Genomic DNA, 13,460 nt, shown 5'->3' with positions numbered 1-13,460 from the left:
TCCTTAGTTGGTTGCAAAATCTTGGTTTTAACTTTCCGTGATTGGGGCAAAATGTACTTTAGCTGTCTAATCTCTTTTATTTGGTCGATTGCTTTCTCTGGGGACAAATCAATGCTATTCTTTTTTAACAAGCGTTCGAGTTCTTTGTATATGGCATAGGCAGAGAAGCAGATGCAAATATGTGTTTCAATCCTGTTTCTTATGCGGTGGTATATTGGGCGTATCCTTAAATCTGTTTTTGATATTCGGAATGCTTTTTCAACTTGCCATAATTGACTGTAATTCCCAATAACCTTGTTCTTTGGCAGGCTCGTATTTGTAACGTAGCCTTTTAACCCATCCCACACACTATCTGCTTCGTATTTCTTATAATCAATGGTAATGTCTACATCTCCTGATAATTTCAGGTATTTATTGTAACCCCGGTTATTTATGTGTTCTTTGGATAATTTGCCACTTCTTACTTTCTTCTCAAGCCGTTTTAACCCTTTTTCGCGGTTCTTCTTGTCGTTGTGTGCCCTCTTGGACGAAAAGCTAACTATCAACCTGCCATTCTTGTATTTCAGTTCCTTTGGTTTGTCTTGCTCAATATCAAGGGCAATTACTTTTTCTTTTATTATCCCTGTTTCATTTTTAAGCCGTCCACCAAGTATGTACTCCTATTTATTTTCCCGTAGTGCGTTAATATTCTTTTGCGATAACAGGGCAGCATCCGCCACTATTATCGGTTTGGCAATATCAAACTTCTTTTGAAAAGATTCGAGTATTGGTATTAATGTTTTTGTTTCCGAAGTATTGCCTTCAAATATTTGATAGCCGATTGGGTAACCATGGCTGCTGACCAGTAGCCCAATCATTATTTGTGGCTGCTGGTGTTTGCCGTCTTTTGAAAAACCAGGGATACGATAATCGTCTTCCTCTGAGGCTTCAAAATACAAGGTCGTCATATCATAAAATACAACACCTATCTTCCCATTTAACAATTTTTTGGTGTGCTCAAATAATATTCGCTCGATGCTTGGCTTTAGTTCAGCGTTCAATTCATCTAAAAAACGGTAGATGGAGTAAACACTGACATCAGTATTCAGGTGTTGTTTAAAATAAGCGACAGTTTTTAATTTACTTCCAGGATAGACCAAACGGCATAAAACCAGGTTTCTAAAATAACTGCATGACCCACCAGGTGGAAAACCAATTTTTTCATAAATCTTTCCAAGAATTAATTCGGAACCAATTATTTGCAAATGGTCATTTGCTATGCCATTTACAAAGTTATCAACCAAATCATCATGCTCAACAAAAAGCGATTGCATTCCTTGAAGCTGCTCAATCTCAGTCTTTGCAAGCAAAAGCAATAGTTCTTCTTCTCGTTTGGTTTTTGCAATCCCTACCGTTTTAAATACCTTATTAGAACGGTTAACCTTTTGCACAATTTGGATGCTGACCGAACCGCTTCGATTTTTGTTTTTTCGGATAAACATACCCTAAAAATAGCTCCGCATGACCCAAATTGCAAATTTTAAACTCGTATGTTGCTGATATTCAATAGTGCTTTTTAAGAGCGTTCACGTCGCGCACAAAACAGGAAGATTATTTGAGAGTCACAAACATCCAAAAAACAGCGATGCCCTCACTCAAACTCAGAGTAAGGGCATCACACCTCTATTCATATTGCTTAAACAAACTTTTCGCGTTTCTGTAAATTAAAAAGGCCGTACAGAACAAACACCAAAGTGGCGATCGCCATAAAAATCCGGTTCTTCCGGATTATTCCTATCCAGATCACTTCGTTCAGGTTATTTGGTATTTCAAACGGGTTCAGAAAAACATCCCACTGCGTACCCTGCATTAAATCTTCGCGCAATATCAGCAGTGCCACACCAATTAAAACCATGGTTACCGCTGTTCCGTTTCCGTTTTTTACAATCGTAGAGAACATAAATGCCATCGATCCTAAAAAGATAATCGGGTACATTAACTGGTACGACATTTCCAGCAGGTTAATTTTGTACAGAAGTACCGAAGCCAGGGCCGAAAACAGAAAGATAATAACAAATACCAGCGTATAGATCATTACCAAACGCACCAGCCAAACTTTATAACGGTAATTCGGAATTCCGAAAAGTATTTCCAGCATCCGCGAATCATCGTCGTTTTGTATACCAAAAACCGAGGGATAGAAAATGAGCAAAATGCCTGGAAATATCAGTAAGCTATACACCATTTCTTCCGACATGGAGCCCCCGTTATATACCGTTTGTATGGCAAAAAATAAAAAGAACCCAAGTGCTGCTATTAAAAACCATATAAAGCGGTTGGCAAAAATGATTCGTAAATTATACCGTATCATTTTAATTAAAATATACAGCCTGTTTTTTATATCGAATTGTCTTTCCATAATTCCTTAAACAAAGTCTTTTAACAAACACAAATAAGCATCCTCAAGGTTTGGCAATACATTAACCGCGTCGGGTGCAGGCTTTTCTTTTGCCAGGCAACGCATCTTAATATTTTCGCCATCGCGCATGTGGTGAACAATCATTTGTTTATTGGCCATATTATCGAATTCCTTAGCCGGAACCGAGAACTGCCAAACAAAATTATTACCCATATTCACCATATCGTTTGGTGTTCCGAAATATTTCAGGTTACCGCGGTTAATTACGGCTACCTGGTTACACGAGCTTGAAATATCCTCGATAATGTGTGTCGAGAAAATTACGATCCGCTCGCGGCTCAGCTCTACCAGCAGGTTACGGAAACGAATACGTTCGCGCGGGTCGAGACCGGCGGTAGGTTCGTCAACCACCAAAATACGTGGCAGGTTCAGCAGAATTTGTGCAATACCAATCCGTTGTTTCATACCGCCCGAGAATGCACCGATTTTATCTGTACGGCGCTCCCACATATGAACACTTTTTAGTACATATTCCAAACGGTCTTCGCGTGTTTTGGTGTCTTTTATACCTTTCAGAATGGCCTGATAATCGAGAAATTCCCAGGCCGACATATTTTCGTAGGTACCAAAAGCCTGTGGTAAATAACCGATCAAACCCTGCAATTCTTCGCGGTATTTTTGGGTATCCATTCCGTTAATCCAGATTTTTCCGTAACTCTGCTCGAGCACACCGGTAATAATCCGCATCATAGTTGATTTACCCGCACCGTTTGGTCCAAGTAATCCAAACATACCCGTTTTAATCTCCAGCGAAACACCGTTTAATGCACGGAAAGGTTTTTTGCGTTTTCCAATAACCGGAATTTGGCGAACCATGTTAAAGTATCCACGGCGCAGAACACCAAAACGCCCTTCAATACGCGCAATATTTACGTCTTTGTTATGGATGTATTCTGCTGTTGCATAGAAAATCAGCAAAATATACCAGATAATCGCAAGGAAAATCACCATGCCCAGGTTATCCCAGTCTTTGTAGAAATAGAGCAGGAAAACAAGCGGCACGATCCAGAACAATATGTTATAGATCCACTTATTCAGTTTAAGATAAAAAGCTTTACCTGTTGCTTCGTGTTTATTTATCAGCACCTGGTTTAGCGGCACCCTTAATAAGAAAAGGAAGAAGAAAACACCGTGCGACAACACCCACATCCACAAATGGCTTTCGATGTAGAAAAAGGTAAAATACGCCACAAAAACAAACAGCGGTATCTGCCAAACGAGGTCTGAAAAATCGCGGAAATGCTTATAATCTTTCGTTAATCCGGCACGCTCGCGAATTCTTAATCCCGATTTCCACTCGCGTACAAATCGCGAATCGCGGTCGTAAATTTTTACCAGCCTTCTTACTTTAATTCTTATCGGCTCGTTTTCATCCACAACTTTCTCGCTGGCCTGGCGCAAACTGGTCATTGTAAAAGCTACAACCCCCGGCACCAAAATAACCAACAGAATAAAATCGAGCAGTTGCCATACAAAGCTATCCACACGCAGGTAAATAAGAACAGCTCCAAGGATAAACACCGTCAACATTCCCAGTTTTAAGCCAAGATGTAACGATTTAATCCAGTCGAGTGCATTTTCCATTCCGGCGTATAATGTTGGAATGAAAACCAATGTAAGTATTGTACTTAATGCCAAACCGCCAATTACAGTAATGGCAAACGGAGCGCCAATAGCACCAACGTATTCGGCCTGCCCCATTGCCAGCGGGAATAATGCTACAATGGTAGTAATGGCAGTAATTAAAATCGGGCGAACACGCGAAAGACCGGCAGCCATTAAGGCACGCGATTTTCGGAAGCCCCGTTTTCGGAGAATGTTGGTATAATCAATAAGTATAATTCCGTTGTTCACCACCACTCCAATCAGGATAATAAAGCCCATTAAAGTGTTGGCGTTAAACAGGCTGTTTCCGGTAAAAATCAGAGCCAGGAATGATCCGATAGCCGCAAGCGGAATAGAGAAAATCAGCACAAACGGTGTTGATACCGATTCGAAAACCGATGCCAGAATCATTAAAATAAGAATGAATGCAGCAGCAATCAGAAACTTAAATTCGGCATATTGGTCTTCTTCGTGAATTACCTCAACCGCAACTCCGGAAGGTAGTTTATACGCACCAATTATTTCGTCAATCTCCAACCGGTAAGCCTCCAGCAGATCTTTCGATTCGGTGGCCTCATCAACAAAACTGTAAGTTAATTCAATCTGTTTTTCCTGATTTACACGGGTAATGCTGGCCATTCCTTCGGCATACACCATATCGGCCAGTTCATCCATATCATAGGTTGCACCCTGGTTATTGCTTACCTGCAGACGGCGAAGATCTTCAATACCTTTTTCAATCTCCTCTTCTTCAACACCATCGGGTAATTTTTCTTTAATTACAATTTCGTATTCTTCAGTACCCTGTTTAAAATTCACACCCGAGGTGAACTGGCTTGTAAATGTTCCCAGCTCCGAAGTTATATTCTGAAGTGTAATTCCATATTCGGTCAGCAGCATCTGGTTGAAATACATATGTACTTCAGGCCGGTTGTTCGCCACACTGATATTTGCCCGACGAATCGTTTCAAGGTCTTCGATGTAGTACAGCAAGTCTTCAGCCACACCTTTCATTACCTCAAAGTTTTCGCCTTTTATCACCACGCGTTCCTGGTTCGAGCCAATTCCCATAAATTGCTGGAATCCTTGCGTGCCTGAACGGCCACCGCCGCCACCACCACGGAAACGCGCACTCGACGTAGGTGCATCAAGGCCAACCTCTCCCTGCGAAACATTACGAAGACGATCTTCAACATCTTTTTTAATTTCCTCAATACTACGGTCATCAATATCTTTGTAATCTTCACGAAGAATGAATGTCAGAATCGCCTCCTCGGCCTCGATATTGGCAGACAGGTCCTGCTTTTCAGCAACATCTTCCAGCCTGCTTTCCACATCGGCAACAACTTTGTCGGTTGCTTCCAGTGTTGTACCGGTTGGCATGGTAACGTAAATATTGAATTGCTCCTCTTCCACCTCCTGAAGGTTGGTAACACTAACTGCCAACACTATAAATACGGTTAAAAAGAAGAATACCAATGCACCGATAATCGTACGCGCAGGAACACGCATACTGGCTTTCAGCAGCAGAATATAAATTTGAATAATTCGGTTATTGGTGGTTACTTTTTCGTAAAACACATTGTGTTGGCGCTTTTTGCGCAACAGCAAGTGAGCCGCCATTGGAATGAGCAGCAAGGCCACAAATAACGAAACTATAAGCGTTGAAATAATGGAAACGCCCACGTGGTTACCCAGCAGTTTTACCATGTAATCGGCCGAGAAAACAAAGGGTAAAAATACGGTAACAGTTGTAAGTGTAGCCGCTACAATCGAACGCCAAACCTCTTTTGTTCCCTGCGTTACCGATTGCTCGGGGCTCATTTTATACCCCGAGAGCCGGTATATATTTTCGAGCACAACAATACTATTGTCGAGCAGCATTCCGATGGCCAAAACCAGACCAACCAGCGTTAAACTGTTCAGCGAAATATTAAAAGCGTAAAACAGGTTGAATGCGGTAAATACCGAAATTGGAATGGCCAGTGCAATAAATGAAACAATGCGCAGGTTTTTCAGGAACATCCAAAGTACAAAAATGGCCAGCAAACCTCCAACCAGCGCCAGATCAATAATCTGATCGATGTTTTTCTCCATGGTTTCGGCCAGGTTGGTCTGAACCACGATTTGTACATCTTTGGCAGCCAATTTTCTGTTTAATTCCGCAATTTCGGCCTGTACGTTATGCGACAGTTCGATAAGGTTGGCCTGCGAATCGCTCACCAGGCTCATCGAAACCGCATCCAATCCGTTTATACGACTAATTGATGTTTCTTCTTTTACGCCAAAAAATACATCGGCTACATCTTTTAAATAAATCGGGCCATCGGCCACAACAATATTTTCGATATCCGAAACTTTATCGTATTCAGCCGTAACATGTACAAAATACTGCTTCTGTGCATCGTGCAGGTAACCGGTAAATGTTCGGTTGGTAGAATTGCCTGAAATAGCACTTCGAATTTGAGCCGGTGTAATTCCGTAGGCCTCGCAGGCACCTGCATCGTAGGTTACTTCAATCGAACGCTCTTTACCACCAAAAACCGAAACCGAAGCCACCCCATCAATGTTCTCCATTTGGGCGGTAATTTCCTGGTCAACGATATTACGCACGCGATCAACTCCCCCGCTACCACGAATCTGCAGTTCCATAAACTGGTTGGTAAGCTGATCCAGATCAACGCGGTTAACGGTTACAGTAAAGTTATCATCCAGCTCGCCGGCAATAAGATCAATCTTCTCCTGCAATTTCAGGAAAGTGTATTTAAAGTTGACGTTCTGTTTAAAATTTACCTGTATAGATGCCGATCGGTTATTAATAGACGACTCCATATCTTCAATGCCTTCCATCGTCCCGATCGCTCCTTCAACCGGAATAACGGCCTGGTTTTCCAGATAGGTCGGATCCACCTCAATCTGCGACCGGATCTGGACATACAGCATCGGGAGCTCGGCATTTGGCATGAGTTCCACCGGCAACTGTTTGTAAGAGATATAACCCAACATGGTTAATCCCAAAAACAGCATACTGATGAATATTTTTCTGTTGATAATGAATTTCATTTTTTCTTTTTTTGGAACGCTGATGACACTGATTTTACAGATTATCGCAGAATTTAATTTGTGAATACTTTTCTTTTCACTTGCGGTTTTTTACCAAAGTTTAATAATAATCCTACTTCAATATCAGTCGCTTTTAAATAATTTATCAGTTGGAACTCATGTGCTTCTGTCACAGTTTCTGTTGCTTTTAGCTCAAGAATCACGACATCCTCAACAATAATATCTGCATAATATTCTCCAACCACATCTCCCTGATAACTTACTTTTATTGGTTTTTGCGATTCAACTTTCAACTCCTCATTTTGCAATTCTATTAAAAGTGCATTGTGATAAACTTTTTCCAGAAAACCATATCCCAATTCAGTGTAAACCTTGTAGAAGCATTTAATTATTGCTTCGGTTAAATCAGAATATTTGTAATCTATTTGCATCTATCAGCGAGTTTCAGTTAAATCAACGTCATCTGTGTTCTAATTCTCTTTCACAAAAACACTCCTCACCCTATCCAAAACATCGTAAACACAAGGTATTACAATAAGGGTAAGCAAAGTTGATGTTACCAAACCGCCAACCACTGCCAGCGCCATTGGCGAACGCAGCGATGCACTTTCGCCAAAACCAACGGTAAGTGGTAACAGGGCTAATATGGTTGTTAAACTGGTCATAACAATTGGCCGAATACGTTGCTGCCCGGCTTGCAGAATGGCTTGCTTTCGTTCTACCCCTTCGCGGATGAGCTGATTGATCCGGTCGACCAGAATAATCGAGTCGTTTACGGCAATACCCACCAACATAATCACCCCGATAATGGCCATAATATTGAATGTTTTTCCGAGAATAAAGAAGACCAGAACACTACCCACCACAGCCAGCGGAATAGTCAGCAGAATGGTAAACGGATGAATAAGCGACTCGAACTGAGAGGCCAGCACCATGTAAACCAACACAATAGAAAGCAACAATGCAAAAGTAAGGTTGGTCAATGATTCCTGACGTTTCTCCTCTTCACCGGTTACCATGATACGGTAATCGGGCAATAAATCGATGCCTGCTGTTTGCATACGAATATCGTTTGCCACATGATCCAACGGAATACCGTCTTCCAACTGTGCAGTAACTTTTCCTATGCGGTTCTGGTTCCTTCTAAAAATTTCTTTTGGCGATACGCCAAAACTGATATCGGCAATTTCGCTTAAGCGGAAAACCTGGTCGCCCGATGTAATAATCAGCGAACCGATTTCATCGATACCTTTCTCGGGAACTTTAATGGTAATATCCTGCATTTCGCCACTGCGTTCCAGTGCTCCGGCATATTTACCCTGCAACTGATCCTGCATTTGCGTAATTACATTGTTGATATCGATGTTGTACATTCCGGCACGCATGCGGTCCACATGAATTTCAACCTCAGGAGCACCATCTTCAATGGATGTTTGAATATTAAACAGGCCGTTAACCCCCTGCATTTTTTCTTTTACCTGGTTAACAACACGCTCAATTTCGTCCAGCTCTTCGCCGCGTACTTCAACCACAACAGGAGCTTCGTTGGTTCCAAGAATCGACTGAAGTGCACTTTCTTCCTGAGAAAAACTAACTTCAAGTCCTTCAATATTAGAAGTTAACTGGTCGAGTGTTTTTACAATACTTTCGATTGAAACGGTTGATTCAGGTTTAAGAATGATCTTTAACTCAGCCGTATTTTCGCCTTCAAAAACAGCATTCTGGTCACCCGAAATACTTGATGACGGACCGGCCTGTGAATAAATTTTATCCAGGTTATCACCCAGGTAGTCCATTAAAATTCCTTCCAGGTTTCTCACTGTCGACTCTGTGCGTTCCAGTTCTGTTCCTTCCTGCAATTTCAGGTTAACAGTAAGTTCGTGCGTTTGTGTTTTTGGCATAAACTCGGTACCTATCTGCGGTATCAATAAACCGGCTCCACCAATGGCTAAAGTTGTAATGATTATTACCACCCATTTTGCATCAATTACTTTTGATAGAAAACGGCCATAACCGCCAACTTTAACCGATTTCGATTTCAGCGGTGCAGTTTGTTTACGGTAAAAACGGTGGTACATCATCGGGATTAAAAAGATAGCCACTACCAACGACGAAAGCAGTGAAAATGCAACCGTCCAGGCCTGATCTTTAAACAACTCGCCCGAAGCACCGTGCAAATAAACGATGGGCAGGAAAACGATAATAGTTGTTAGCGTTGATGCGGTAATTGCCCCGCCAACCTCTGCCGTTCCGTTAATAGCTGCATCTTTAACACTCATTCCGTTTTCGTGGTTTCGGAATATATTCTCCAAAACCACAATGGCATTGTCAACCAGCATACCCGCACCTAAGGCGAGCCCTCCCAATGTCATAATATTTATGGTGAGGTGGTTGAAATACATCAGGTTGAATGTGGCCACGATAGAAATTGGAATGGCAATACTTACAATCAGTGTAGTTCCGAAACGACGGAGGAAAACAAACAAAACTACCACGGCCAGCAAAATACCCAGCAAAGCAGTTTCCTGTACTTCGCCAATGGCACTGCTTATAAAACGCCCCTGGTTGGTAACGCCAATCAACTCATAACCCGGAAGTGCTTTTTCAATGTCTACCAACGCTTCGTTGATCTGCTCAACAGCATTTACCGTATTGAATTTGGTTTCTTTAAAAATGGAAAGCCCCAAACAACGTTCGCCGTTTATATGAACAATGTTTGTTGGTTCTTTATTACCGATAGAAACCGCAGCCACGTCTTTCAAATAAACCGGAGCCATTGAGCCCTGATTTTGATTAGCGTTTGTTTCGGTGCTGCGAACCGCTTTGTACCCCACAATCAGGTTCTCAAAATCCTCAACAGTTTGCAACATCGATACACCTTTTACGATGTATTGCGTACCCATGTCGGTGATTTGCCCACCGGAAACGTTGCGGTTAAAATTCTGAATGCGCGAAGCCACTTCGTCCATGGACAGCCCCTGCGCATCGAGCCGGTAAATATCGGTTTCAATAATAATTTCACTTTCTTCCTGGCCCGACAGCTCAACCTCGGCAACACCTTCCAAACGAACCAACTCGTTTCGTACGTAGTTTTGAGCTACTTTTCGCAGCTCGTTCATGTTGGTAATTTCGTTGTGCTTTAGTCCAATTATCATTACCGGGGTGGTGTTCGGGTCGTGTTGTGTGATCTGAAGTTCGTCGATATCGGAATTCTGGGTAAGCGTATTCAAGGCCTTTTGCAGGTCGAGAAAAGCTTCGTCCATATCTTTATTCCAGGCGTATTCCACGGTTATTTGTGCCGATCCTACCCTTGATGAAGAAGTTACCTGCACCACGTCGGACTGGCGAATGGCAAGCGCTTCGATGTTTTCAACAAACTGCTGCTCCATTTCTTCCGGAGGCCGTTCGCCCGAAGTCACTTCCACAAAAATGCGGGGTGAGTTCAGATCGGGAAACAGATCGACCCCCAATTTATCGTACGAAATGTAGCCCAGCAACAAAACGCCAAGCACCACCATTAAAACGGTAACCGGGTAATCGACAGAAAATTGCGTTAATTTTTTCATAACTGATTTGTCTTTGTTTTACCGGCTACACTATAAAATCACTTTTACTTTTGAATTATCGCGGAGTGTCTCAAATCCTTTTATAATTAAACGGTCGTTCGCGTTAAGGCCTTCAACTACTTCAATTTCATCCTGGTTGGAGATACCTGTTGTGATGCGACGATCATTAGCAGCGCTGTTACGCCCAACAATAAATACATATTTTCCGCGCGAGCCGGTCATTATCACGTCTTTCGGGATAACAACGGCACTGTCTTTTTGAGCCGTAATAATGTTGGCTTTTATAAACATTCCCGGACGTAGTTTCAACTCCGGATTATCAATTTCGAGCTTACCAGTAAATGTGCGTGTTTCGTCGCTGATAATTGGCGACAGTTCGGTAACATGCCCCACAAGCGTATCTTCAGTAAGCGTATAGTTTGTAATCATTACTTCCTGTCCGGTTGTAACTTCCGAAATGTTTTTCTCAGGCAAGTTAATCTCTACATACATTTTGTTGTAGTTCATCAGGCTAACCATACTTTCGCCAGACGATACGCGAACACCCTCGGTGTAATATGGCAACGCAACGATAATTCCTGAAAAAGGAGCAACAACCTGCATTTTTGCCAACTGTATTTCAGCACTTTCGAAATTGTTTTTGGCTGAAATCATTGAAACTTCAGAGTTACGCATTTCGAGAAGAGTTACACCACCTTTTTCGTACAATGACTTCTGCTTTTCGTATTCCTGCTGCGAAATCTCAAGGTTCAGTTTTGTCGACTCAATATTCAGCCCGTTCAGGTATTCTGCATTTTCCAGTTTTATAATAACCTGACCTTTTTCAACGCGGTCGCCCAATTGAAATTTGCGGCCCGTTCTTGGGTTGGTTTGCAAAATATAATTTCCCTGAATTTCAGAACTCAATTCGGTTTCGTACACGGCTTTTGCAGTTCCGGTAGTGCTTACAAATTGCTGAATACTTTTAAGCTTGATGTTTTCAACTGAAACAGGAACAGCTAACTCAGTTGACTCAGAACCGGTTTGGTTGTTACACGAAATGGCGGCAACAACAACACCTAACAGGATAAGTAATTTTATATGTTTCATTTTTGGTATATTTTTCATCTTATTAAAATTGTTTGTTTTCTTAGGAATAAGATGGAACTCGGCCCGATTAATCCGGGACTTGTTTCAGTTTTATTCTTGATTATCGGTTACGTACAATTCCTCAGGAATAATGGCTTCGTCTTTTTCGAAATCGTACAACGATTGTATTTTTAGGTTTAATAACTCGATTTTATAATTGATAAGTGCCTGGCTCAATGCAACTTTCTGCGACGAAAGCTGGTTTTGATACAGGTTTAAATCCATACCTGTCAGGTCGCCGTTTTCGTAACGCTCCAGGTTAATTTCGTAGGTTAATTGAGCATTCCGCTCATTTTGTTTGGCCAATTCAATCTGGTTCAACTGGTTTAGTATGTTACGGTAAACCTGGCGAATATCAACAACAATTTGTTTCTTTTCTTCATTCAGGTTCAACTCTTGCGATTCGATAGCTGCTTCGGCCGCAGCAATTCGTGCTTTACGCTCGCCCCAGTCGAAAATTGGGATATTAAAACTGATACCTACCGACGGACTTTTTGTTGGGTTTTGGTAAATATTACCCAACTCATTGTTATCGCCGGTAATACCAAAACGCAAATTCATATCTCCTCTGAACTCATTCTGTGCTTTGGTTCTGATCAGATCAAACTGGCTGGTTTCCACATCTATTTCGCGCTGACGTAGCTCCATTCTTGATTCCAAACCATTTTCAATGGCTTTATCCAAATCAACAGGAACAGGGTTTACACTCACGTCGGCTAAAATCATGATATCTTCAAAAAGATCCATGCCTAAATAAAGCTTCAATTGATCTTTGGCGTTTTCGAAGGTTACTTCGCTGTTTTGCAATGTTGATTTTGCCGATGCCAGGTTTAATTCTGCCTGGTATTCTTCTTCTTTTGCTGCCAAACCGGCTTCAACCTTGTTTTTTATTATGTCGTAACTTTTTTGTGTATTGGCCAGCTCGTCTTTTGCAATCGACAAGTTCATTTGCGCCATATAAACATTGTAGAAAAACTCCGTCACTCTTCTTTCAAGGTTCAGGTACTGCATGGCGTAACTGATTCGGGCATTTTCAAAGTTCAGCTCCAGCTCCTTCAATTGAAGTTTTAAAGTGTTATAAGTAAATAAGGGCTGATTCAGGTTCAAATACAGGTTATTAAAAAAGACCTCACTTTCGGTAAACGATGAACTTGAATTATTACTCGACCACCCAAACTCGTTGGTTAGCGAGATGGTACCATCGGTTATTAAAATTGGCTGAGCAACTGTAAACAAGGTACTTGTTTCGAAGTTTTCGTTGGTATACCACTCGGATACACGGTTGTCGAAACGCCTCTGTTTGCTGTAATTCACCGGGTTAACCTGCAACGAAAAACGTGATTTCAGAGCGGCCCGCTGAGCTTCCAGGTTTTTCTGGTAGCGCTCGAGATTTAATAACGACAGCTTCAAATCAGGGCTTCCCGTTTCGGCAATACTTAAAGCCCTTTCCAGGGTTAAGGCTTCCTGTGCCTGAACAGCAAAAGTTGCAGCCGCCATAACAAACAAGACAATTGCCAGCTTTTGCATAAGTTTGATTTTTGTTTTCATCTTCTTTAAAATTTTTTCTTCAATGGTTCCGTTCCGAATTAGCCCCTGTTTTACAAGCACTTAGTTCGCAACGTATGTTGATTTATTTTATA

Annotated in this window: 6 protein-coding genes and 1 pseudogene; all 7 read right to left on the bottom strand. The window is 41.7% G+C overall.

The features are described 5' to 3' along the window. Window positions 1-1,313 (bottom strand): annotated as a pseudogene (locus ABZB17_RS13210) (IS1634 family transposase); the annotation flags it as partial. A gap of 362 nt (window positions 1,314-1,675) precedes the next feature. Beyond that, a complete protein-coding gene (locus tag ABZB17_RS13205) occupies window positions 1,676-2,350 on the bottom strand; it encodes a hypothetical protein (RefSeq protein WP_372650813.1) in 675 nt (224 codons plus the stop codon). Between the two features lie 54 nt (window positions 2,351-2,404). Next, a complete protein-coding gene (locus ABZB17_RS13200; RefSeq protein ID WP_372650812.1) occupies window positions 2,405-7,126 on the bottom strand; it encodes an efflux RND transporter permease subunit in 4,722 nt (1,573 codons plus the stop codon). A 53-nt stretch (window positions 7,127-7,179) separates the two neighbouring features. Beyond that, on the bottom strand, window positions 7,180-7,557 hold the full coding sequence (locus ABZB17_RS13195; protein WP_372650811.1) for a GxxExxY protein: 378 nt from the start codon (window positions 7,555-7,557) through the stop codon (window positions 7,180-7,182). Window positions 7,558-7,596: 39 nt separating this feature from the next. Continuing rightward, window positions 7,597-10,692, bottom strand: a complete 3,096-nt coding sequence (locus ABZB17_RS13190; protein WP_372650810.1) for an efflux RND transporter permease subunit — start codon at window positions 10,690-10,692, stop codon at window positions 7,597-7,599. Window positions 10,693-10,722: 30 nt separating this feature from the next. Further along, window positions 10,723-11,781 carry an efflux RND transporter periplasmic adaptor subunit gene (locus ABZB17_RS13185; RefSeq protein WP_045031972.1) on the bottom strand — a complete coding sequence of 353 codons (1,059 nt, stop codon included), beginning with the start codon at window positions 11,779-11,781 and terminating at the stop codon, window positions 10,723-10,725. A 90-nt stretch (window positions 11,782-11,871) separates the two neighbouring features. Further along, entirely contained in the window at window positions 11,872-13,368 is a 1,497-nt protein-coding gene (locus ABZB17_RS13180; protein WP_372650809.1) for a TolC family protein, read from the bottom strand. Window positions 13,369-13,460: the final 92 nt, after the last annotated feature.

The sequence above is a fragment of the Draconibacterium sp. genome, assembly GCF_041583095.1.
Lineage (GTDB): Bacteria > Bacteroidota > Bacteroidia > Bacteroidales > Prolixibacteraceae > Draconibacterium.
This window is presented reverse-complemented; position numbering and strand designations above follow the sequence as displayed.